General features: G+C 59.3%; 23 protein-coding genes. 10 read left to right on the forward strand and 13 right to left on the reverse strand.

Features of this window, described 5'->3' with window-relative positions; translation table 11 throughout:
- Positions 1-77: 77 nt before the first annotated feature.
- From ETEE_RS16060 to ETEE_RS16085, 6 genes are all read right to left on the reverse strand, one after another.
- Positions 78-776: an amino acid ABC transporter permease gene (locus ETEE_RS16060; protein ID WP_049703768.1), complete on the reverse strand. Its 699-nt coding sequence runs from the start codon at positions 774-776 to the stop codon at positions 78-80.
- Between the two features lie 69 nt (positions 777-845).
- Entirely contained in the window at positions 846-1,616 is a 771-nt protein-coding gene (locus ETEE_RS16065) for an amino acid ABC transporter substrate-binding protein (protein WP_034165163.1), read from the reverse strand.
- Between the two features lie 142 nt (positions 1,617-1,758).
- Positions 1,759-2,877: an SLC13 family permease gene (locus ETEE_RS16070; protein ID WP_034165143.1), complete on the reverse strand. Its 1,119-nt coding sequence runs from the start codon at positions 2,875-2,877 to the stop codon at positions 1,759-1,761.
- Between the two features lie 5 nt (positions 2,878-2,882).
- Complete coding sequence (locus ETEE_RS16075) at positions 2,883-3,281, reverse strand: helix-turn-helix domain-containing protein (protein ID WP_012848395.1); 399 nt, start codon at positions 3,279-3,281, stop codon at positions 2,883-2,885.
- A gap of 33 nt (positions 3,282-3,314) precedes the next feature.
- The gene (locus tag ETEE_RS16080; protein WP_034165144.1) at positions 3,315-3,542 is read right to left on the reverse strand and encodes a DNA polymerase III subunit theta; all 228 of its coding nucleotides are present in this window, start codon (positions 3,540-3,542) and stop codon (positions 3,315-3,317) included.
- Positions 3,543-3,647: 105 nt separating this feature from the next.
- Entirely contained in the window at positions 3,648-3,944 is a 297-nt protein-coding gene (locus tag ETEE_RS16085; protein ID WP_034165145.1) for a hypothetical protein, read from the reverse strand.
- Between the two features lie 346 nt (positions 3,945-4,290).
- Here ETEE_RS16085 and rluB point away from each other — a divergent pair, with 346 nt between their 5' ends.
- From rluB to ETEE_RS16100, 3 genes are all read left to right on the forward strand, one after another.
- Complete coding sequence (gene rluB, locus ETEE_RS16090; protein WP_034165146.1) at positions 4,291-5,166, forward strand: 23S rRNA pseudouridine(2605) synthase RluB; 876 nt, start codon at positions 4,291-4,293, stop codon at positions 5,164-5,166.
- A 1,018-nt stretch (positions 5,167-6,184) separates the two neighbouring features.
- The gene (gene cobS / locus ETEE_RS16095) at positions 6,185-6,922 is read left to right on the forward strand and encodes an adenosylcobinamide-GDP ribazoletransferase (RefSeq protein WP_034165147.1); all 738 of its coding nucleotides are present in this window, start codon (positions 6,185-6,187) and stop codon (positions 6,920-6,922) included.
- A gap of 9 nt (positions 6,923-6,931) precedes the next feature.
- Positions 6,932-7,531, forward strand: coding sequence for an adenosylcobalamin/alpha-ribazole phosphatase (locus tag ETEE_RS16100; protein ID WP_034165148.1), 600 nt, complete (start codon positions 6,932-6,934; stop codon positions 7,529-7,531).
- A 15-nt stretch (positions 7,532-7,546) separates the two neighbouring features.
- On the opposite strand, the gene cobO is transcribed toward ETEE_RS16100, so the two are convergent.
- Both cobO and ETEE_RS16110 read right to left on the reverse strand, forming a co-directional pair.
- Complete coding sequence (cobO, locus tag ETEE_RS16105; RefSeq protein WP_034165149.1) at positions 7,547-8,137, reverse strand: cob(I)yrinic acid a,c-diamide adenosyltransferase; 591 nt, start codon at positions 8,135-8,137, stop codon at positions 7,547-7,549.
- 50 nt (positions 8,138-8,187) lie between these two features.
- A complete protein-coding gene (locus ETEE_RS16110; RefSeq protein WP_370634784.1) occupies positions 8,188-8,949 on the reverse strand; it encodes a YciK family oxidoreductase in 762 nt (253 codons plus the stop codon).
- A gap of 248 nt (positions 8,950-9,197) precedes the next feature.
- On the opposite strand from ETEE_RS16110, the gene sohB reads away from it, so the two are divergent.
- Positions 9,198-10,244 (forward strand): protease SohB, encoded by a 1,047-nt coding sequence (gene sohB / locus ETEE_RS16115; RefSeq protein ID WP_034165164.1) that lies wholly within the window; start codon positions 9,198-9,200, stop codon positions 10,242-10,244.
- Positions 10,245-10,310: 66 nt separating this feature from the next.
- Here sohB and ETEE_RS16120 read toward each other — a convergent pair whose 3' ends face one another.
- Positions 10,311-10,562 carry a YciN family protein gene (locus ETEE_RS16120; RefSeq protein ID WP_034165151.1) on the reverse strand — a complete coding sequence of 84 codons (252 nt, stop codon included), beginning with the start codon at positions 10,560-10,562 and terminating at the stop codon, positions 10,311-10,313.
- A gap of 399 nt (positions 10,563-10,961) precedes the next feature.
- Between ETEE_RS16120 and topA the strand changes: the two genes are divergently transcribed.
- The 5 genes from topA to rlmA all read left to right on the forward strand — a co-directional run bounded on the left by topA (position 10,962) and on the right by rlmA (position 16,885).
- Positions 10,962-13,562 carry a type I DNA topoisomerase gene (gene topA, locus ETEE_RS16125; RefSeq protein ID WP_034165152.1) on the forward strand — a complete coding sequence of 867 codons (2,601 nt, stop codon included), beginning with the start codon at positions 10,962-10,964 and terminating at the stop codon, positions 13,560-13,562.
- Between the two features lie 214 nt (positions 13,563-13,776).
- Positions 13,777-14,751, forward strand: a complete 975-nt coding sequence (gene cysB, locus ETEE_RS16130; RefSeq protein ID WP_034165153.1) for an HTH-type transcriptional regulator CysB — start codon at positions 13,777-13,779, stop codon at positions 14,749-14,751.
- Between the two features lie 777 nt (positions 14,752-15,528).
- Positions 15,529-15,645: a DUF2627 domain-containing protein gene (locus ETEE_RS20430; protein ID WP_071818514.1), complete on the forward strand. Its 117-nt coding sequence runs from the start codon at positions 15,529-15,531 to the stop codon at positions 15,643-15,645.
- A gap of 41 nt (positions 15,646-15,686) precedes the next feature.
- Positions 15,687-15,896, forward strand: coding sequence for a transcription antiterminator/RNA stability regulator CspE (cspE, locus tag ETEE_RS16135; RefSeq protein WP_004094893.1), 210 nt, complete (start codon positions 15,687-15,689; stop codon positions 15,894-15,896).
- Between the two features lie 185 nt (positions 15,897-16,081).
- Positions 16,082-16,885, forward strand: a complete 804-nt coding sequence (gene rlmA / locus ETEE_RS16140) for a 23S rRNA (guanine(745)-N(1))-methyltransferase (RefSeq protein ID WP_034165154.1) — start codon at positions 16,082-16,084, stop codon at positions 16,883-16,885.
- A gap of 28 nt (positions 16,886-16,913) precedes the next feature.
- On the opposite strand, the gene ETEE_RS16145 is transcribed toward rlmA, so the two are convergent.
- Both ETEE_RS16145 and ETEE_RS16150 read right to left on the reverse strand, forming a co-directional pair.
- Positions 16,914-17,384, reverse strand: a complete 471-nt coding sequence (locus tag ETEE_RS16145) for a DUF986 family protein (protein ID WP_034165155.1) — start codon at positions 17,382-17,384, stop codon at positions 16,914-16,916.
- A 65-nt stretch (positions 17,385-17,449) separates the two neighbouring features.
- Positions 17,450-18,313: a PTS mannose transporter subunit IID gene (locus ETEE_RS16150; RefSeq protein ID WP_034165156.1), complete on the reverse strand. Its 864-nt coding sequence runs from the start codon at positions 18,311-18,313 to the stop codon at positions 17,450-17,452.
- Between the two features lie 89 nt (positions 18,314-18,402).
- Here ETEE_RS16150 and ETEE_RS16155 point away from each other — a divergent pair, with 89 nt between their 5' ends.
- Complete coding sequence (locus ETEE_RS16155; RefSeq protein ID WP_038631564.1) at positions 18,403-19,383, forward strand: IS5-like element ISKpn26 family transposase; 981 nt, start codon at positions 18,403-18,405, stop codon at positions 19,381-19,383.
- 146 nt (positions 19,384-19,529) lie between these two features.
- On the opposite strand, the gene ETEE_RS16160 is transcribed toward ETEE_RS16155, so the two are convergent.
- Together ETEE_RS16160 and manX are read right to left on the reverse strand one after the other, a co-directional pair.
- Positions 19,530-20,330 (reverse strand): PTS mannose/fructose/sorbose transporter subunit IIC, encoded by an 801-nt coding sequence (locus tag ETEE_RS16160; RefSeq protein ID WP_012848409.1) that lies wholly within the window; start codon positions 20,328-20,330, stop codon positions 19,530-19,532.
- Positions 20,331-20,386: 56 nt separating this feature from the next.
- Complete coding sequence (manX, locus tag ETEE_RS16165) at positions 20,387-21,352, reverse strand: PTS mannose transporter subunit IIAB (RefSeq protein WP_034165040.1); 966 nt, start codon at positions 21,350-21,352, stop codon at positions 20,387-20,389.
- Positions 21,353-21,525 lie beyond the last annotated feature (173 nt).

Here is a 21,525-nt window from a genome sequence, read left to right on the forward strand (position 1 = left end):
TGAGCCCGCAGGCGCTGCCTGCGGGTTTTTTTTTGTCTCTTCCCCCCGGCGATGGGGCGATTTCTGTTGCCGATGCTTTACTCGTAGCGACGGTAATAGCGCTCCAGGCGCAGCTGCAGCTTACCGAGCAGGGTGCTGAAGGCCAGATAGATCAGCGCCGTTTCGCTGTAGATGATCAGCGGCTCATAGTTGACCGCCACAATGCGCTGGGCGGCGAGAAACATCTCCGGCACGGTGATCACCGCGGCCAGAGAGGTGTCCTTTATCAGCGAGATAAAGGCGTTGGAGAGCGGCGGCAGGCTGACAAAGACCGACTGCGGCAGGATCACCCGGCGCATCGCCTGACCGCTGTTCATACCGATGGCGCTGGCCGCCTCCCACTGGCCCTGAGGAACCGACAGGATGGCGCCGCGTACGATCTCTGAGCTGTAGGCGCCGACGTTGAGGGTAAAACCGATCAGCGCGGCGGGAAAGGCATCCAGCGTGATCCCGGCGCTCGGCAGACCATAAAAGATCAGGAACAGCTGTACCAGCAGCGGGGTTCCGCGGAAAACCCAGACATAGAAGTCGGCACAGAGCTTCAGCGGCCGAATGGCGTACAGGCGGATTAACGCGGTGGCCAGCCCCACCAGTAGGCCGCCGCAGAAGGAGAGCAGCGCCAGCGGTAGGGAGAAGCGCAGCGCGGCGGAGAGTAGCGGCCAGAAGGCGTCAGCGACCGGCTGCAGCCAGTCGGGATGCGGCAGGATAGCGATCAGGGGGGACAGCCAGTGGGGCATGATGGAGACTCCGTATCTGGGCACCCGCCGCCAGGGCGGCGGGATAACGCCGGAAATGCGCGGCGGCGATTATTGTGAGACGTCGCTGCCGAAGTAGCGCTGAGATAGGGTCTGGTAAGTACCATCGGCGCGGATCTCGCTCAGTGCGCGGTTCAGCGCTGCGACCAGCTGGGGCTGGCCTTTACGCACCAGAATCGCAGAGTCGGCGCGTTGATCCGCTACGGCCACCACCTTGAGGGGGGCATTGGGCTTATGCTGCCGAAAGTCGAGGTAAGAGAGGTTATCGTTCAGCGTGGCCGCCGCCCGGCCGCTGATCACCAGCTCCAGCGACTGGTTGAAACCATCGGTCGGCACCAGATCTGCGCCATAGTGCTCCGCCAGCTTGGCATAGTTGCTGGTTAGACTCTGGGCCGCTTTCTGCCCGCGCAGATCGTCAAAGCTGTTTAGCCGGGTATTGTCGCTGCGGACGATCAGCACCGCCTTCGCACCAATATAGGGGTCGGAGAAGTCAAATTTAGCCTGGCGCTCTGGGGTGATCCCCACCTGATTGATCACCGCATCGTAGCGTTTGGCCGACAGCCCGGCGATCAGACCGTCCCAGCGCCCCTCGACAAAGACGGGCTTCAGTCCCATCTTGGCGGCCACGGCGCGGGCGATATCGACATCAAACCCGACCAGCTTGCCGCTGGCATCGTGGTAGGTATAGGGCGGATAGGTTCCCTCGGTGCCAAACTTGATGCTGCCTGCGGACTGTATCGCAGTGAAATCGTCGCTGCTCTGGGCCAGCGCACCGCCGCTAAGCAGGGTGAGGGCCAGCAGAGCTCGGGCTGTTTTTTTCATCATATTCCCGCCTCATTTATGGTTTGGTGTTGTTCGGACGCGGCCGCAGGTGGCCGATGAGAGCAGGCTAACCGATAGTGTGATCTTTACTAAATCACATTGTGGGATTATTAATAACCAGAAGGAATAAGCCGCCCGCAGGCTACAGTAGCCCTCCGCCGAGCAGCGCCGCCAGCAGCAGGGCGGGGAGGCTGTACAGATGAAATAGGCCCCAGATACGGCGCCCGCCAGCCATGCGCAGAGCGATCAGGTTGGCCATGGAGCCCAGCGCAAAACCAAAGCCGCCGATATTGACGCCATAGGCCAGGGGGAGACTGGGTGGCTGAATGCCCAGCAGCAGAATGGTGGCGGGAACATTGCTGATGAGCTGGCTCAGGGCTATCGCCGCCAGGTACAGCGCCCCCCCTTGCATCTGCGCCGCCCGCTGGCATAGGCCTTCCAGCGGCGGCAGACTTATCAGCAGACGGACATCGATAAACATGAGGATAAAGACGGCTAGCAGAGGCCAGTCGATGCGGCGAAGGGTCGTCGGTGCCAGGTAGAGCAACACCGCCGCCAGCAGCAGCAGCCCCGGCGCGGGGTAACCGGCGTCGATGGCGGCGATAAACAGGGGATACAGCGCGAGACAGCTCCACAGCTGGCGACGTCGCCGATCGGGCGGCGCGGCGGCGTTGGGCAGTCTGAGGCGGCGGCGCGGCGTCGACAGGTAGGTCAGTAGCAGCAGCAGGGCGCTCAGCGTCGCCGCCAGCGGCAGCATCTGTGCAATAAACGGCCAGAACCCCCACCCCGAGCGCCCCCAGAGCAGGATGTTCTGGGGGTTGCCGATGGGGGTGAGCAGCGAGCCCACGTTGACCGCCAGCGCTTCGAGCACGATCAGCCGGGTGACCGCCACGTTGGCCAGCTTTTTCAGGGCCAGGGTCAGCGGTATCACGATAAACAGCGCGACATCGTTGGTCAAAACGGCGGCAAGCAGCAGAGAGGCGATGACCAGCAGCAGCGCGGTGGCGCGCTCGCTGTGCAGCCGGGCGATGATACGCTGTCCCAGCCAGTCAAGGTAGCCGCTGTTCTCTACCCCTTTGCTCAACAGTAGCAGACCGGTCAGCGTGATAATCGTATGCCAGTCGATGGCGGCGGGCAGACTGCTGAGCGGCAGGGGCGTAAAGGGTAACAGGGCGATGGCGAGCAGCAGCGGCAGCAGCAGCAGTGGATCGCGCAGCAGGGATGCCAGATGGCGTGCGGTGGCACGGTAGCGGCGAGACATGGCCGTCAGGCGCTTTGCGCCGCGGCGGCGTACTGGTGATGTAGCGCCGGCGCCGGCGTGGTGGGCTGCTCGGCCTGCAGACGGTAGCGGGTTGGCGTCATGCCAAAGTGTTTACGAAACATATAGGTAAAGTGGGACTGAGAGGCAAAGCCGTAGCACAGCGCGATATCGATGATCCCCTCATCGCTGTGGCGCAGGCGCCGGGCGGCGCCGGTGAGCTTGCGCAGGCGAATATAGCGCCCCAGCGACATACCGGTGGTTTCCCGGAAGATCTTTTGCATATGCCATAGCGAATAGCCTGAATAACGGGCCAGCTCATCCAGGTAGATATCGCGCCCCAGATGTCGCTCGATCCATTCGCTCAGGGCGCAGACCAGTGCGGCATTGCGTTGTTGCTGGGTCATCGGCTCTCCGCGGTGGAAAATGGCCTGGACACCTTAGCGGTGACCGTCCATATCATAGGGAAGGGTCTGCAGCGTCAGGGTGCGGTAATACTGCAGGCGTTCCCGGAAATAGCCGCGTAGCGCCTCGGGCTGCTCGCGTTCGACCTGTTCAGCGATCACCGGCATACGGTAACGCTCTTTATAGGATACCCCGCTAGCCGCCAGATCGACATTGATGCGATCCATCTGTGCCTGGGGCAGCGTTGCCAGATTAAAACTCATAATAGCCTCCGTTGAATATCGGGCTATTATTTCAGAATTTGGCGGAGGGAAAAAGGGCAGGCCGCCGCGTTGATGGCTGAAGCGCACCGGGCGGCGGCTGGAAAATCAGAAGGGATTAGAGTGGCGGGGCCCCTGGGTTATCGGGCGGCGCGGGCGCAGCAGCGCCAGCAGGCCGCCTACGATGGCGACGCTTAAGACCACCAGATTAAACAGCAGGAAACCGGCCATCAGCAGGGTCATCATTACGACGGCGCTCACCAGCATCAGCGCCTGGCGCAGTTTGCCCTCCAGCCCCATCTTGCGCGACTGGCGCGACAGATACATCCGCCAGTATTGCATCTGCTGCTGCAGAAAACTACGCAGGCGGCCGGTGGTCGAAGTGGCAGAAGAAACGTCGGTCATAGAAACTCCTTTAAAACCCGGCGGGATCGCGCGGGATAGTGGCAGCCTACGGGATCCCAGGCCCCTGGCCCAGTGGATTTAGGCAATTTTACGCCCCTGACAAAAGCTGACACGGCTATCGGGACGCAGCGCATTACAGCAGAAAGATCTTAAGAATTGCTTACGGCATCGCCGTGGGCGCGGCCTGTAAATTATTCACGGCATATGCATTGATTTCGTGTAAAATAAGCGCCCGCGTTGAGTCGGGCCCATGCCCGGCGGATAGCGACGCCTGTTTTAGCACCGGTCGCCGCGGCGGCCGGTCAACAATAACGACGCCTGTGAAGGCGACAGCTGAGGTTGCTCAATGAGCGAAAAATTACAGAAAGTTCTTGCCCGCGCCGGTCATGGCTCACGCCGTGAAATCGAAGCGCTGATCAAAGAGGGGCGGGTCAGCGTGGACGGTAAGCTGGCTACGCTGGGAGATCGTGTTGAGGTGATGCCCAACATGAAAATCCGCGTTGATGGCCGGGTGGTCTCCATCCGTGAGTCCGAGCAGGAGATCTGCCGCGTACTAGCCTACTACAAGCCGGAAGGCGAGCTGTGCACCCGCCGCGATCCAGAAGGACGCCCGACGGTGTTCGATCGTCTTCCCCGTCTGCGCGGTTCGCGTTGGATCGCCGTGGGACGCCTGGATATTAACACCTCGGGTTTGCTGCTGTTTACTACGGACGGTGAGCTGGCCAACCGTCTCATGCACCCGAGCCGGGAAGTCGAGCGTGAGTACGCGGTGCGCGTTTTCGGCCAGGTTGACGAAGACAAGCTGCGCCAGCTGCGCCGCGGCGTACAGCTGGAGGATGGCCCCGCCAGCTTTAAGAGCATCAGTTTTCAGGGCGGCGAGGGTCTGAACCAGTGGTACAACGTCACTCTGACCGAGGGGCGTAACCGCGAAGTGCGTCGCCTGTGGGAAGCCGTCGGCGTACAGGTGAGCCGCCTGATCCGCGTACGCTACGGCGATCTTCCCCTGCCGAAGGGGCTGCCGCGCGGCGGTTGGCAGGAGCTGCCGCTGGAAAATATTAACTATCTGCGTGAGCTGGTGGAGCTGCAGGCGGAGACCGCCAGTAAGCTGCCGGTTGAGCGTGAGCGTCGCCGAATGAAGGCCAACCAAATCCGGCGTGCGGTTAAACGCCACGGCCAGCACAGCGGCGGCAGCCGTCGTGCGCCGGCCACGAAGCGCGGCTGAGTCTGTCGCGCTAGACCGTCTGACGGCGGTTAATGAGATGGTCCCCACCACCCTGTGAGCGCTACGCTGACAGGGTGTTTCTTTATGGAGAAGACCATTATGCGAAACGCTACGCTGAGTGGCAGCGATCGCGGCAAGCCTGAGCGCTAGGTTCAATGCCAGGATAAACCGGGCAGGGAGCGGCCGCGTAAAAAGGCCCCCGCTGCCAGACGGCTGGCGTTTTAGCGGCAGCGCTATCCGTCACGGGGGATGGTGGCCTGCGCCCAGGCTATGGCGCGGCGGAGCGTCGGCTGAGGTCATGGGGCCGCGCTGGTGCCTCCGCAGAGCGCCCGCCCCTTGGTGAACCGCGATCGGCACGGCGTTGTCGACGCAGCCGCGGTCTACGAAGCGGTATCCGCTCCCGTCATGCGGCTGGCGCAGCCACGAACCGAAGCTCAGCGAGCCATGCTCACCTCTGCGGGGCAGGGCGTCGCGGGTCCGAGATAACGTTAACAGGACCGATCAGAGGTAGGCTTTTTGCCGGCGTTTGGCATCCGTAGGCCGATCGTCGTCGCCGTGATAAAACGCCTAGAGAATGCGCTGTAAGCAGCGCCCAATCGGGTTTGGCGGAGGCTGACGATTGAGGGCATGAACGGCATATCGGCCTGATGAAACGCTAACATAAAAATGGTGCACTGCGGCCGTGCGGCTTTTAAGGCCCCATCGGGCGCGGAGCTCACCGAGGTGCGGGGCTCTATGTCCATCGTGATGCTGGATAGGTTTAGGCAAGCCAACATGCATCAACAAACCGCGTTGCAAAAGGGTGAGGCTGTAGATTTCGATGCCTCGCGTCCAGTTAGTGGGTTAGTCGAACGGACGGCCTGTCTCAGGTATTTTCCTCTGCCAAGGCTGGAATCCAGCACAGAAAGTGGTATTACTATAGGGGTATCAGTACCTTATTGGATCGTATCACGGCGCGTTGCCTGGATGGAGGCCGCGGGGACGGTGCGGCACTTTTTTATGGATGGCTTAACGGACAATGAAACTCTTTCTTGCGACCCTGCAGTTTATGACCCGGATCCCGGTATCGCCGCGCTGCAGCGATGATCTGACCCTGAATGATTATCCGCGCGGCATCATCTATTTTCCTTTTGTGGGCTTGGTTATCGGGGTAATCAGCGCGCTGGCCTATGGCGTACTGGCGACCACCTACGGCAGCTGGCTGGGGGCGGTCGCTGCGGTGCTGGCGACGACCCTGGTGACCGGCGCCTTTCACCTCGACGGCCTGGCGGACACCTGCGATGGGCTGTTCTCCGCCCGTCCGCGCGATCGCATGCTGGAGATCATGCGCGACAGCCGCATTGGTACCAACGGAACCCTGGCGCTGATCTTTGTGATCCTGCTGCAGGTGCTACTGATCCAGCACCTGGCAGGCGGTAGCCTGCATATCTACGCTGTGCTGGTGGCGATGCCGGTGCTCAGCCGCACGCTGCTGGCCGTCATGATGTTCCGTCAGCGCTATGCGCGCGAGAGCGGCATGGGCAATCTGTATATTGGTAAAATCAGCGGCAGCCACTACGCGCTGACCCTGGTTATCGGTCTGCTGCTGGTGTTTGGCCTGCTGCATTGGCACGCCGTGCTGGCCGCGTTTATTACCTACCTCTTTGCCTTGATGTACCGGGCTTTTATCAACATGCGGCTGGGGGGGCAGACCGGGGATACCCTGGGCGCGGCAAACGAGCTGTTTGCGCTGGTGTTTCTGCTGTCGCTGTACTGAGGATGCCCCATGGAGCTCTATCTGGTTCGTCACGGTGAGACGCAGGCCAATCGGGATGGCGTCTACTGCGGCAGCAGCGATGTGGCGCTGACGCCGCAGGGACACCAGCAGGCGCAGGCCGTGGCGCATCAACTGCAGGGGATCGCGTTCGACGCCGCCTACGCCAGCCGCCTGCGGCGTACCCAGCAGACCCTGCGCCCCATCATCGGCGCGCAGGGGCCGTTTCACGTCCATGCGGGGCTCGATGAGATCAACTTTGGTGAATGGGAACTGTGCCATCACCGCGATCTGGCACGCCAGCAGAGCGCAGCCTATCGCGCTTGGTGCGACGACTGGCGCAGTGCTGTGCCGCCGGGCGGCGAGGGGTTCGTCGGCTTTAGCGCCCGGGTGGAGGCGGTGCTGGCAGAGCTGCTGGCGCGTCACGAGGGGCAGCGGGTGCTGGTGGTCGCGCATCAGGGGGTGCTCTCTCTGCTGTGCGCCCGCCTGCTGGGCATGGCGGCGGAGAGTATGTGGCACTTCTCATTCAGCCAGGGCAGCCACAGTCTGATCGCGGTCCGACAGGGTTTTGCGGTGATCCGCAGCCTTAACGATCGCAGCGCGGTGAACTAGCGCCGCGGCGCGAGATTACCAGTCGATGCCTCTCTGCGCCTTGACGCCGGCGTTGAAGGCATGTTTTTCCGGGCGGATTTCGCTGACGGTATCGGCCAGGGCGATCAGATCGCGGTGACAAGCGCGCCCGGTGATGATCACCGACTGGTGCGGCGGTCGGTCGCGCAGGGCGGCGAGCAGAGTCTCCAGCGCCAGATAGCGGTAGCTGATCATGTAGGTCAACTCATCCAGCACCACCAGATCGTACTGCGGGTCGGCGAGCATTCGCTGCGCCTGTTGCCAGACGAGCCGCGCGGCCTGGATATCTGCCTCGCGATCCTGCGTTTCCCAGGTAAAACCGCTGGCCATGACGTGAAATTCGACGCCGTGGGGCTCCAGCAGGTTACGCTCGCCGTTTTCCCAGGTGCCCTTGATAAACTGCGCGACGCCGACCTGCTTGCCGTGGCCGACGGCCCGTGCCACGGTACCGAAGGCGGCGGTGCTTTTCCCCTTACCGTTGCCGGTAAAAATTATGATGATGCCGCGCTCCTCGCGGGCGGCGGCGATGCGTGCATCCACTTTGTCCTTCAGACGCTGCTGGCGCTGCTGATGGCGTTGCCGATCCATGATTTTCTCCTGCAGAGCGCGGCGCTTGCGCCGCGCGTCATGTCGATGGGTTAACCGGCTGTCCCGGGGCGCCGCCCCGGCTGGGCATCCAGGCTGCGCCCATTTTCCCCCAGGCTGTCGTCTCCCATCAGATAGAGATACAGCGGCATAATCTGCGCCGGAGTGCGCAGCGTCTGCGGATCTTCGCCGGGAAATGCGCTGGCTCGCATCGCGGTACGCGTGGCGCCCGGGTTAATCGCGTTGACCCGTATCGCGCTGCCCGCCAGCTCCTGGGCCCATACCTGCATCAGTCCTTCGGTTGCGAACTTGGAGACCGCATAGGCGCCCCAGCCGGCACGCCCTGCTCGTCCGACGCTGGAGCTGGTGAAGATTATCGAGGCTCGCTCGGCTCGCCGCAGCAGCGGCAGCAGATCGCGAGTCAACAGAAATGCGGCGTTAAGGTTGACCTGCATCACGCTCTGCCACTCGCTATAGGCCTGCTGCGCCAGCGGTGTGATGCTGCCGAGCAGACCGGCGCAGTGGAGCAGACCATCCAGATGACCGAATCGCCGGGCGAGATCGTCCGCCAGCGCCTGGCTCTGCGCCGGTGACAGCGTCATCAGATCACAGCAGAGGACGTGGGGGCTCGGGGCGCCATCGGTGATGATCTGGCGGCTGACGGCGCCCAATCGCCCGGCGTCGCGACCTAGCAGGATCAGCCGTGCGCCGTGGCGGGCGTAGCTCAGGGCCGCCTCGCGGCCAATGCCGGCGCTGGCGCCGGTGACCAGAATAGTGCGGCCCTGTAACAGGGCTGCGGGGGCTTGATATTGCACCATAACACTCCCAAAGCGTTCGCGTAGGGGGGAAATTCTCCGAGGGCAGATCTATAGCCCGTCGCCTGCGCCCCGGTCAACGGGAATATGACGAATGGCGTCATACTGGCGGTTTTACCGCCGGTTTACCTGACAACGCTTGAAATTTTGTGACATGGCCTTAGGCTGTCTGACGCAGGGCTATCGCCTCCGGAGATGAGGAGGCCTTGGCCGATGGCATTAACATAACGAGCAACAAGGCGGTGAGTGTGGAGTGGTTATCTTTATATAGCCTGTTTTTGGCCAAGGCGGCGACGCTGGTCGTGGTCGCTGCGGCGGTTGTATTACTGGTGGTTGGACTGCGCCAGCGTCAGGGTAACGGCGGCGGAGAGCTGCTGCTGACGGACTTGGGCGAACAGTACCGAACCATGCAGCGCAGCATGCGCAGCGCTCGCCTGCAGGGGGCTGCGCTGAAGCAGTGGCGCCGTCTACAGAAGAAGGTGGCCAAGGCAGAGGAGAAACAGCGTAAGTCAGAGGCGCGCGGCGGCCTGCTGGCGGCAGAGAAGCCCTGCGTCTATGTGCTCGACTTTGCCGGCAGCATGGATGCTCGCGAGGTGGGTTCGCTGCGCGAGGAGATCAGCGCGGTGCTGGCGGTGGCCGGTCCGCAGGATAGCGTACTGCTGCGTCTGGAAAGTCCGGGAGGCGTAGTGCACGGCTACGGCCTGGCTGCCTCGCAGTTAAAGCGTCTGCGTCAGGCCGGGGTGCGCCTGACGGTGGCGGTCGATAAGGTAGCGGCCAGCGGCGGCTATATGATGGCCTGCGTCGCCGATCGTATTGTGGCGGCGCCGTTCGCTATTATCGGCTCCATTGGGGTTGTGGCCCAAATCCCCAACTTTAATCGCTGGCTGAAGAAAAACGATGTCGACGTGGAGCTGCATACCGCCGGCGAGTTTAAGCGTACGCTGACGCTGTTTGGCGAGAATACCGATGCCGGTCGGGAAAAGTTCTGTCAGGAGCTGGATGAAACCCACCTGCTGTTCAAGCAGTTTGTGCAGCGTCAGCGCCCGTCGCTGGACGTGGATAGCGTGGCGACCGGCGAGCACTGGTACGGCGAGCAGGCGCTGGAGAAGGGGCTGGTGGATGCGCTGAGCACCAGTGACGATCTGCTGATCGCGGAGATGGAGCAGGCCGACGTGATCGGCGTGCGCTACGTGCGCCGTAAGGGGCTCATGGCCCGAATGGGCATGGCGGCGGCGCAGGGGGCCGATACGCTGCTGCTGCGCTGGTGGCAACGCAGCCAGCGCCCGCTGCCCTAAGGAAAACGCGAAGGACGCGTGTCGTCGCGTCCTTCGCAGTATCCGGCGCATGCAGGGTGGCCAGCGTCAGTCGACCAGGTGGTATTTCTCTGACAGCCTGTGGGCCAGATGCTTAAACATGTTGAAGGCCGCGGTGCTCTTCGGCGTCGGCAGGCCGTCTTCATCCAGAAAAAACTCGCCGCGGAAAACCAGCACGTTGCCTTTCTGTTCGACGTCGGTTGCGACCATACCTTTCATATAATCTTCATGATCGCGGATGATCTGGTTGGCTTCGGCCAGCAGCTGTTCACGTGTGATGGGGGTGGTTTCACTGAACATTTTCTCTCTCCAACTGTTACTTTTCCACTATTTTACCCTGTCTTCCCCCCAGGGCAAAGAGGGGGACACGCGAGGTGAAAATTGGTAAAAATGTGCGGCGCGTGCTAATTAAGTTGCGTGGCGCTGGCGATCGGGTAGAGTGAGGCACTTCTTGATCCGTACGGAATCTATTGTTTACACTCTGCGCGCGTCGGCTAATCTGCCGCGGAGCGTGTGGGCGAAATATTGCGATAGATCAGTAAATTGTGGAGCACTTGCGCAACGATAGCGCGTTTGGACACAATTGCCTTGACCTCTACGGCGCCTGTCGCAATATACAAAAGAGTTCTATACAGTGCCGGCTTAATGGCGAATTAAAGGCTTCTGGCAACAGAAGGATGCATTCAGGTAAAGAGAATTATGGGTAAAGCTCTCGTTATAGTTGAGTCCCCGGCAAAGGCCAAAACCATAAATAAGTATCTCGGCAATGACTACGTGGTGAAGTCCAGCGTCGGTCATATCCGCGATCTGCCGACCAGTGGCTCAGCCAGTAAGAAGGGCGCGGCCTCGACCGACGATAAAGCGAAGACGAAGGCCAAAAAGAATGAGCGCGATGCGTTGGTCAATCGTATGGGGGTCGACCCCTATCACGGCTGGCAGGCGCATTACGAAGTTCTGCCGGGCAAAGAGAAGGTGGTGTCTGAGCTAAAGTCCCTGGCCGAGAAAGCCGATCACATTTATCTGGCAACCGACCTTGACCGCGAAGGAGAGGCCATCGCATGGCATCTGCGCGAGGTGATCGGCGGTGATGACAGCCGCTACAGTCGCGTGGTGTTTAACGAAATTACCAAAAACGCCATTCAGCAGGCATTCAGTCAGCCCGGTGAACTGAATATCGATCGGGTCAACGCCCAGCAGGCGCGCCGTTTCATGGATCGCGTGGTGGGCTATATGGTGTCGCCGCTGCTGTGGAAAAAGGTCGCTCGCGGCCTCTCGGCCGGCCGAGTCCAGTCCGTCGCCGTACGGTTGATCGTTGAGCGGGAGCGTGAAATCAAGGCCTTCGTGCCGGAAGAGTATTGGGAGCTGCGGGCCGATCTCGCCGTTGGCGCAGAGGTCAGCTTCCAGGCTCAGGTGACCCACTGCAACGATAAACCGTTTAAGCCGGTCAACGCCGCCCAGAGTCAGGCGGCCGTTGCCGCGCTGGAGCACGCCCGCTTCGCGGTGCGCGAGCGCGAGGACAAGCCGACCAGCAGCAAGCCGTCGGCACCCTTTATCACCTCGACCCTGCAGCAGGCGGCCAGTACCCGCCTTGGCTTTGGGGTGAAGAAAACCATGATGATGGCCCAGCGTCTGTATGAGGCAGGGTACATTACCTATATGCGTACCGACTCGACCAACCTGAGCCAGGACGCCCTGAATATGGTGCGGGGCTATATCGGCGATAATTTTGGCGCGGAGTACCTGCCGGCGGAGGCCAACGTCTACGCCAGCAAGGATAATTCCCAAGAGGCTCACGAGGCGATTCGCCCATCGGACGTCAGCGTGCTGGCCGACGATCTCAAGGGGATGGAGGCCGATGCGCTGAAGCTGTATCAGCTGATCTGGCGCCAGTTCGTCGCCTGCCAGATGACGGCGGCCAAGTATGATGCCACGACCATTACTGTACAGGCCGCGGATTATACCCTGAAGGCGCGCGGGCGTACTCTGCGCTTTGATGGCTGGACCCGGGTGCTGCCACAGCTGCGTAAGGGCGATGAGGATCGCGCCCTGCCGGCGGTGGAGAGCGGGCGGGCGCTGGATTTGCTGCAGCTGCAGCCCAGCCAGCACTTTACCAAGCCTCCGGCCCGATTCAGCGAAGCCTCGCTGGTGCGAGAGCTGGAGAAGCGCGGCATCGGCCGCCCGTCGACCTATGCGGCGATTATCTCGACGATCCAGGATCGCGGCTATGTGCGCACCGATAACCGTCGCTTCTACGCGGAAAAGATGGGGGAGATCGTGACTGATCGCCTGGAAGAGAACTTCCGCGAGCTGATGAGCTATGACTTTACCGCGCACATGGAAGATGGCCTGGATCGCGTCGCCAGCGCTCAGGCAGACTGGAAAGTGATGCTTGACGGCTTTTTCAGCGACTTCAGCCAACAGCTGGAGGTGGCGGAGAAGCCGCCGGAAGAGGGGGGGATGCGTCCCAACCCGATGGTGCTGACCAGCATCGCCTGTCCGACCTGTGAGCGACAGATGGGGATCCGCACCGCCAGCACCGGGGTATTCCTGGGGTGCTCTGGTTATGCGCTACCGCCCAAAGAGCGCTGTAAAACCACCATCAATCTGGTGCCAGAAGCCGAGGTGCTTAACGTGTTGGAGGGCGATGATGCGGAAACCAACGCTCTGCGCGCGAAGCGACGCTGCCCGAAATGCGGTACGGCGATGGACAGCTACCTGATCGATAACCACCGTAAGCTGCATGTGTGCGGCAATAACCCCGCCTGCGATGGCTATGAGGTGGAAGAGGGCGAGTTTCGTATCAAGGGGTATGACGGCCCGATCGTGGAGTGCGATAAGTGCGGCGCCGAAATGCATCTGAAGATGGGGCGCTTTGGTAAGTATATGGGATGCACCAACGAAGCCTGTAAAAACACCCGTAAGATCCTGCGTAACGGTGAGGTCGCGCCGCCAAAGGAGGATCCTGTGCCGCTGCCGGAGCTGGCGTGTGAGAAGTCAGATGCCTATTTCGTGCTGCGTGACGGCGCCGCGGGGGTGTTTCTGGCCGCCAATACCTTCCCTAAATCACGAGAAACCCGTGCCCCGCTGGTGGAGGAGCTGTATCGCTTCCGCGATCGTCTGCCGGAAAAACTGCGCTATCTGGCGGAGGCTCCGCAGCAGGATGCCCAGGGCAATGCTACGCTGGTGCGCTTTAGCCGGAAAACCAAGCAGCAGTACGTTTCCAGCGAGAAGGACGGTAAGGCGACGGGCTGGACCGCGTTCTTTATCGATGGAAAGTGGGTCGTATCAGAGAAAAAGTAATCCCGTAGGGAGATGCTTCTATGCCGGCCTTTGGGCCGGCATTTTTATGGGGCTCATCGGGCCGAGCAATAACAAGTGCTATTGCTTTGTTATCTGTTTATACGTTCAGTAACATAATGATATAGTGGTTATATTAAATCCGTTTTCCGGTTTTTAATGTTATTTGCATGCCATGCGTCGCAATAACCAATAACAACTTAGGATGGCACAGGCTATGAAACTGCAGCAGCTTCGTTATATTGTTGAAGTTGTTAACCACAACCTTAACGTCTCCTCTACCGCCGAGGGGCTTTACACTTCACAGCCCGGTATCAGCAAGCAGGTGCGTATGCTGGAGGATGAGCTGGGGGTTCAGATCTTTTCGCGCAGCGGCAAGCACCTGACTCAGGTGACGCCGGCGGGACAGGAGATCATTCGGATTGCTCGCGAGGTGCTGTCCAAAGTCGATGCCATCAAGGCTGTAGCCGGCGAGCATACCTATCCCGATCAGGGATCGCTGTATGTCGCGACAACCCACACGCAGGCCCGCTATGCCCTTCCTGCGGTGATCCAGGATTTTATCAAGCGCTATCCGCGGGTATCGCTGCATATGCATCAGGGGTCGCCGAGTCAAATTGCCGAGGCCGTTTGTAAGGGGAACGCCGATTTCGCCATCGCGACGGAGGCGCTGCACCTGTATGCCGATCTGGTGATGTTGCCCTGCTATCACTGGAACCGGGCGCTGGTGGTTACGCCGGACCATCCGCTGGCCGGACGCGATCAGGTCAGCATTGAAGAGCTGGCGGAGTACCCCTTGGTGACCTACACCTTTGGCTTCACCGGGCGCTCCGCGTTGGACAGCGCCTTCAATCAGGCGGGGCTGACGCCGCGTATCGTCTTTACTGCAACGGATGCGGATGTGATTAAGACCTATGTGCGGCTGGGGCTGGGGGTAGGAGTGATCGCCGGAATGGCCCTGGACCCGCAGATTGATGGTGATCTGGTCGCGCTGGACGCCAGCCACCTGTTTGGCTACAGCACCACGAAGATAGGTTTTCGCCGCAGTACGTTTCTGCGCAGCTATATGTACGATTTTATTGCTCGCTTTGCTCCTCATCTTACGCGGGAGGTGGTCGATGCCGCGCTGGCGCTGCGCAGTAATGAGGAAATAGAGGCGATGTTTCAGGATATCGCGCTACCGGTAAAATAATCGGCGCATTCGACGTCCGTTGCCGTCTTTGCTGCGGACGTCGCGCAGTGCAACGACGTCGGGTATTTTTTTATCCGTTGCCTTTCCTCTGTGGCCCTGTCTGCTCACGCTGCAGGCTTATTGGTATGCGATAGGTGATATAAGCTGCACTGGTATCAGATAGGTCATATAAACAGCGGCGCGCAGAGACATTCTCCCCTTTGACGTTCGCTACATCGCCGGCGCAGGCTGGCGACAAATTACCCTTTTTTCAGAATAATTATATAAATAATTATCCTGTAAGAATATATCGATTTTAATCAACACCTTATCAATAAGTACTGTGAGTGATATCACGACATGGCATGGGGCTATGGGGCTGAGCGATCTATTTGGCACTTTTTTTGAAAAGCGCTAAAAAAACAATTTGTAGTATGAATAATATGGCGCGATTGGCCTAAAGTCAGGATGCTATCGGCTCAAAATGTATAATACATCGCATTTTAAACTTATTATTTCGCTTTTTTCGCGGATAAGAGGATGACGAATGCGTCAGAATAGCGTAAAAAGGAGGACATGAGAGTCAAGGAAAACCAAAGGGTGAGTGCTGGAAAAATGAACGCCGCTGCGGCAGCAGAAAACGCTACGCATGGCAACTTATTTCAGCATAAACATGACCAGTTTTCCGCCGACCGTTTTATTTCTGTGCGACATGTCGTTCACTGAATAAAAATGGCTTGCCATTGAATTGAGAGTATGTGATAACGCATTGGAGTAAAACGAGGTACAGTTCTGTCTATGTGTGGCATTTTCAGTAAAGAAGTTCCGAGTAAAAACGTTTGCGTTGCTTACTACTTCTCTGCCGAACCTTATCTTAGTGCCTCAAGCAGTAACGACTCTAGTTTGTCTGTGTAACGCCCTCGGGCGGTTTAATCAATAGTAAGGAAATACGTAAGATGGCTAAGATCAAAGGTCAAGTGAAGTGGTTCAACGAAGCGAAGGGTTTCGGTTTCATCACCCCGGCTGACGGCAGCAAGGACGTGTTCGTTCACTTCTCTGCAATCCAGGGCAACGGTTTCAAAACTCTGGCTGAAGGTCAGCACGTAGAGTTCGAAATCCAGGATGGCCAGAAAGGCCCGTCTGCTGTTAACGTAACTGCTATCTAAGTTAGCTGCGTTAGTGGTTAAAAACCCGCCGCCGGCGGGTTTTTTTATGCCCGTTGCCAGCCTGGGCACCGATGCTCCGCGCGCTTGCCTTGCGCCTGGCACCGTCGCCCCTGATAATACCCGTCCTGTGTTGCGTCCGTCCCCATCGCCGGCGGCGCGATTCCTCCACGATAAGAGTAAACGCCATGCCGTACCAATGTCCCCTGTGCCACTCACCGCTGTGCCACGATGCGCACCAGTGGTGCTGCGTTAACAACCATCGCTTTGACTGCGCTAAAGAGGGATATGTCAATCTGATGCCGGTGCAGTTTAAACACTCGCGTCAGCCAGGCGACAGCAGTGAGATGATGCAGGCCCGCAGGGCCTTTTTGCAGGCGGACCATTACCTGCCGCTGCGCGACGCCGTACAGGGCCTGCTAGCGCGTTATTTACCCGGTGACGGCTGTAACGTCCTGGACATCGGCTGTGGCGAGGGGTATTACACCGCCCACTGGGTCGGTGTGCGGGGGGCGCAGGTCTATGGACTGGATATCGCCAAGGTGGCCATTCGCTATGCGGCGCGGCGCTATCCGCAGGTTCACTTCTGCGTGGCGTCCAGTCTGCGCCTGCCGTTCGCCGATGCCAGCATCGGCGGTGTGGTACGCATCTACGCGCCGTGCAATGCTCAGGAGCTGGCGCGAGTGGTGGTGACGGGCGGCTGTCTGGTGACCGTGACGCCGGCGGAACGCCATCTGTATCAGATGAAAGCGTTGGTCTACCCCGAGGTGCATCTGCATGCGCAGAAGGCGGAGACGCTGCCGGGCTTTACCCTGGTCGATCGCCAGCGCCTGGGCTATGCCATGACACTGAACGGGAGCGAGGCGGCCGCGTTGCTGCAGATGACGCCCTTTGCCTGGCGGGCGCCGCAGGGGGTTGCAGAGGCGCTGCAGGCGCGCGCGGCGTTTGAGTGTGAGACTGACTTCCTGATCCGGGTTTACCGCCGCGACTGAGGCGGCGGCGGAGAGGGGGACGGCTTCCCTACGCGGGCTTCTGCTGGTGCTCCAGCATAAACTTAAAGATCTCGTCCAGCGAGTCTAGGTTGGCCACCTGGATCAGCAGACGCCGCTTTTCCAGGTCGATGACCAGAAAGCCATCTTCGGACAGGTTCATACCACGGATGCGGGCGTAGTCGATAAACACGTTGCCATAGTAGAACCCCTGCTGTTTAAACAGCAGCTTGGGCCAGCGCAGGTAAAAAGTGTAGATGGCGACCACCATGAGGGTCGCCAATAGCCAGGTGGTAAAGGGGGCGCCCTGATCGCTGATGTTGCGGTAGGCCAGGATCGCCAGCAGCCCGATAAAGATCAGGCTATCGGCCTTATTGCGCCGCTTCAGGTTCACCCGCAGCAGGGTCGCGCTGCGTTGGCGCGGCATAATGGCTTCGTCATAGATAGCGTACAGCAGAAACAGCACGATAAAGACCAACAGGGCGATATCGGTTAAAGACATGAACAACTCCGCAGGCTGGGGGTAAAACGGCACCGGACGGCTTGGGCCGTCCGGTGCTGGGGAGATTACTGACCGAGCAGGCCGATCCAGTAACCGAAGATACCGATAAAGAAGAAGCCCACGATGATCCACAGGGCGTTCACCTTGCGGCGCAGCAGCCACATACAGCCAAAGGTCAGCAGCAGCGGCACCAGGCCCGGCATCAGCTGGTCCAGAATATTCTGGACCGTGGTGACGGTGGTGTGACCCTCTTGGTTGGTCACCTTGGAGACCACCAGCGGAATGTTGACGTGGGTCCACTTGTTGACCAAGGCCCCCATGACAAACAGGCCGAGGATAGACGCCCCTTCCGTCAGTTTCTGCAGGAAGCCGCCGCCCATATCGGAAACGATATCGACCCCTTTCTTATAGCCGTAGGCGACGCCGTAGTAACGAACCAGCAGACGCACCAGGTTAAACAGCACGAAGAACAGGATCGGGCCCAGCAGGCTACCGGTCATTGCGATACCGGCGCCGAGGGCGGCGAAGACCGGACGGACGGTACCCCAGAAGATCGGGTCACCGACGCCGGCCAGCGGCCCCATCAGACCGACCTTGATACCGTTGATCGCGGCATCGTCGATCGGTGCGCCGTTGGCGCGCTCTTCTTCCATCGCCATGGTGACGCCGAGGACCGGCGCCGCGACGAACGGCTGGGTGTTAAAGAACTCCAGATGGCGACGGATCGCCTGGCGGCGCTCTTCGCTGTTCTCCGGGTACAGGCGACGGATCACTGGCACCATGGAGAAACAGAAACCCAGCGCCTGCATACGTTCGAAGTTCCATGAGCCCTGGAAAAGGTTAGAGCGCAGGAATACACCGCGAATATCGCCGGCGGTCAGCCTCTTCTCACCCTGAGTCGGGGTTACAGATGAAGTCGTATCAACCATTTTTCTCACCTTCTCTCTTAGGGAAGGTGCGAACAAGTTCCTGATATGAGATCATCATATTCATCCGGAGCGCATCCCAGAGGGACATCATGAGCCATCAACTCACCTTCGCCGATAGTGAATTCAGCACTAAGCGCCGTCAGACCCGAAAAGAGATTTTCCTCTCCCGCATGGAGCAGATTCTGCCATGGCAGAATATGACCGCTGTCATCGAGCCGTTTTATCCCAAGGCGGGCAATGGCCGACGGCCCTATCCGCTGGAGACCATGCTGCGTATTCACTGCATGCAGCATTGGTACAACCTGAGCGACGGTGCCATGGAAGATGCCCTGTACGAAATCGCCTCCATGCGCCTGTTTGCCCGATTATCCCTGGATAGCGCCCTGCCGGATCGCACCACCATCATGAATTTCCGCCACCTGCTCGAGCAGCATCAACTGGCCCGTCAATTGTTCAAGACCATCAATCGCTGGCTGGCCGAAGCAGGCGTCATGATGACCCAAGGCACTTTGGTGGATGCCACCATCATTGAGGCACCCAGCTCTACCAAGAACAAAGAGCAGCAACGCGATCCGGAGATGCATCAGACCAAGAAAGGCAATCAGTGGCACTTTGGCATGAAGGCCCACATTGGTGTCGATGCCAAGAGTGGCCTGACCCACAGCCTAGTCACCACCGCGGCCAACGAGCATGACCCTCATCAGCTGGGTAATCTGCTTCATGGAGAGGAGCAATTTGTCTCAGCCGATGCCGGCTACCAAGGAGCGCCACAGCGCGAGGAGCTGGCCGAGGTGGATGTGGACTGGCTGATCGCCGAGCGTCCCGGCAAGGTAAAAACCTTGAAGCAGCATCCGCGCAAGAACAAAACGGCCATCAACATCGAATACATGAAAGCCAGCATCCGTGCCAAGGTAGAGCACCCGTTTCGCATCATCAAGCGGCAGTTCGGCTTCGTGAAAGCCAGATACAAGGGGCTGCTGAAAAACGATAACCAACTGGCGATGTTATTCACCCTGGCCAACCTGTTTCGGGTGGACCAAATGATACGTCAGTGGGAGAGATCTCACTAAAAACTGGGGATAACGCCTTAAATGGCGAAGAAACGGTCTAAATAGGCTGATTCAAGGCATTTACGGGAGAAAAAATCGGCTCAAACATGAAGAAATGAAATGACTGAGTCAGCCGAGAAGAATTTCCCCGCTTATTCGCACCTTCCTTAGTCCAGTTCGTTGTCGAGATCGTTATTGCCGTTGGCAGCGGACTGTACCACCTGCGCCTTGTTGTATTTCGGGCTGAGCTGGATATACAGGATGGCCATGACCAGACCCAACACACCCAGTGCAACCAGGTTGAAGTTGGTGAACGCGGCGGTGACAAAGCCCAGGTAGAAGAACGGCATCAGGTAGCCGGCACGCATCATGTTGATGACCATGGCGTAACCGACGACGACGATCATACCGCCGGCGATACCCAAACCAGTGGTGACGACCTCAGGAATGGCGCTCAGCATGGAGTGAACGGCATCGGTACCGACGGAGACGGCAACGATAACGGCCGGGATGGCGATGCGCATTGCCTGCAGCAGCAGGGCGGAGCAGTGCAGGTAAGAGATGGCGCGCAGATCCCCACGCTCAGCGGCGCCGTCAGCCGCGTGCTGGAAGCCTACGGTGATGGTACGTACGATGATGGTCAACACCTGACCGGCGGCGGCCAGCGGGATCGCCAGCGCGATACCGGCGCCGATGCTCTGTCCACCGGCGATGACCAGGATGGTCGAGATGATGGAGGCCAGGGCGGCATCGGGTGCGACGGCAGCGCCGATGTTCATCCAGCCCAGGGCGATCATCTCCAGGGTACCCCCGATGATGATGCCGGTCTTCATATCGCCGAGTACGATACCGATCAGGGTACAGGCGACCAGCGGACGGTGGAACTGAAACTCATCGAGGATAGAACCCATCCCCGCAATACATGCCACGATAAATATCAGCACAATCTGAAGAGTGGTAATCTCCATTGTACTTCTCCTTTGACCAAAGAGCTGAGTTAGTTAAATCAATGCCTTACGGCATATCAGTTCATTTTACTGATAAGGTCCATCATCTTCAGACGCGGATCGTTGGATACCTTGCGAACCTCCAGCTCAATGCCGCGGGCATCCAGCTTTTTGAAGGCCTCGATATCCGTTTCATCGACGGAGACGGCATTATTGACCTGGGTTTTCCCCTGGCGGAATGCCATACCACCGATGTTCACCGTGGTGATCTTGACGCCGTTCTCCACCAGACGCTCGACATCGGCCGGGTTGGTAAACAGCAGCATCACGCGATCGTTGGCGTATTTCGGGTTATTGTAGACGCGGATCATCTTGGCTACATCGACGACGTGGGCGGTCACGCCCGGCGGCGCCACCTGCTTAAGCAGGGTAGAGCGAACGTGGTCGTTGGCGACCTCATCACTGACGACGATGATGCGGGAGACGCCGGTTTCCTTGGTCCAGCGGGTGGCAACCTGGCCGTGGATCAGACGATCGTCAATACGCGCCAGGCCGATCTTCATGTGATCCTCCGGGTTCAGCGGCGCCGCAGGTTTCGCCTGTACCGGCGCAGCTGCTTTCGGTGCGCTGGCAGCAGGGGCCTCCTCTTTGGCACGCAGCGCGCGCACGCCTTCACGCCCGGTTTCCAGGGCCAAGGCGACCAGATCATCAAACGTAGGGTTATCGTCGCGGGCCATGAAGGTTTCGACCAGCATCGGTACGTTGACGCCGGTGATCACGTCATAGTGCTCTTTGTCCAATACGATCCGGCTGGCCGCGTTGAACGGGCTGCCGCCCCAGGTGTCCACCAGGAAGAGTACCCCTTCGCCGGTATCCATTTGCGCCAGTTTCTGACTGTATTTTTCGATCAGGGTCTCGGCATTCTCACCGGGCACGAAGTCGATAAAGCCAACGTTACTTTGTTCGCCCAACAACATCTCGGCGGTTTTTAGCAACTGCTCCGCCGCGGCCCCGTGAGTACCGATCATAATAGCAATACTCACTCGCTACCTCCTCTGCTTTCCTTGATACTTTCACGCCGTAAAATAAACACGGCGTACCGTATGCAATTAAAGATACGAACTGTTTAACGAAACATCCATGTCGAGTCACTGCTCGCTGAAATTTCTTTGATCTTACGGACGTAAGATTCAGCCATTCCAAATCAATCACTTAG

The sequence above is a fragment of the Edwardsiella anguillarum ET080813 genome (genome assembly GCF_000264765.2).
Classification (GTDB): Bacteria; Pseudomonadota; Gammaproteobacteria; order Enterobacterales; family Enterobacteriaceae; genus Edwardsiella; species Edwardsiella anguillarum.

Bases quoted from the DNA above. Each gene is read 5' to 3' on its own strand.
- ETEE_RS16060 (WP_049703768.1), bottom strand. From the start codon at position 776: ATGCCCCACTGGCTGTCCCCCCTGATCGCTATCCTGCCGCATCCCGAC.
- ETEE_RS16065 (WP_034165163.1), bottom strand. From the start codon at position 1,616: ATGAAAAAAACAGCCCGAGCTCTGCTGGCCCTCACCCTGCTTAGCGGC.
- ETEE_RS16070 (WP_034165143.1), bottom strand. From the start codon at position 2,877: ATGTCTCGCCGCTACCGTGCCACCGCACGCCATCTGGCATCCCTGCTG.
- ETEE_RS16075 (WP_012848395.1), bottom strand. From the start codon at position 3,281: ATGACCCAGCAACAACGCAATGCCGCACTGGTCTGCGCCCTGAGCGAA.
- ETEE_RS16080 (WP_034165144.1), bottom strand. From the start codon at position 3,542: ATGAGTTTTAATCTGGCAACGCTGCCCCAGGCACAGATGGATCGCATC.
- ETEE_RS16085 (WP_034165145.1), bottom strand. From the start codon at position 3,944: ATGACCGACGTTTCTTCTGCCACTTCGACCACCGGCCGCCTGCGTAGT.
- rluB (WP_034165146.1), top strand. From the start codon at position 4,291: ATGAGCGAAAAATTACAGAAAGTTCTTGCCCGCGCCGGTCATGGCTCA.
- cobS (WP_034165147.1), top strand. From the start codon at position 6,185: ATGAAACTCTTTCTTGCGACCCTGCAGTTTATGACCCGGATCCCGGTA.
- ETEE_RS16100 (WP_034165148.1), top strand. From the start codon at position 6,932: ATGGAGCTCTATCTGGTTCGTCACGGTGAGACGCAGGCCAATCGGGAT.
- cobO (WP_034165149.1), bottom strand. From the start codon at position 8,137: ATGGATCGGCAACGCCATCAGCAGCGCCAGCAGCGTCTGAAGGACAAA.
- ETEE_RS16120 (WP_034165151.1), bottom strand. From the start codon at position 10,562: ATGTTCAGTGAAACCACCCCCATCACACGTGAACAGCTGCTGGCCGAA.
- topA (WP_034165152.1), top strand. From the start codon at position 10,962: ATGGGTAAAGCTCTCGTTATAGTTGAGTCCCCGGCAAAGGCCAAAACC.
- cysB (WP_034165153.1), top strand. From the start codon at position 13,777: ATGAAACTGCAGCAGCTTCGTTATATTGTTGAAGTTGTTAACCACAAC.
- ETEE_RS20430 (WP_071818514.1), top strand. From the start codon at position 15,529: ATGTGTGGCATTTTCAGTAAAGAAGTTCCGAGTAAAAACGTTTGCGTT.
- cspE (WP_004094893.1), top strand. From the start codon at position 15,687: ATGGCTAAGATCAAAGGTCAAGTGAAGTGGTTCAACGAAGCGAAGGGT.
- rlmA (WP_034165154.1), top strand. From the start codon at position 16,082: ATGCCGTACCAATGTCCCCTGTGCCACTCACCGCTGTGCCACGATGCG.
- ETEE_RS16145 (WP_034165155.1), bottom strand. From the start codon at position 17,384: ATGTCTTTAACCGATATCGCCCTGTTGGTCTTTATCGTGCTGTTTCTG.
- ETEE_RS16150 (WP_034165156.1), bottom strand. From the start codon at position 18,313: ATGGTTGATACGACTTCATCTGTAACCCCGACTCAGGGTGAGAAGAGG.
- ETEE_RS16155 (WP_038631564.1), top strand. From the start codon at position 18,403: ATGAGCCATCAACTCACCTTCGCCGATAGTGAATTCAGCACTAAGCGC.
- ETEE_RS16160 (WP_012848409.1), bottom strand. From the start codon at position 20,330: ATGGAGATTACCACTCTTCAGATTGTGCTGATATTTATCGTGGCATGT.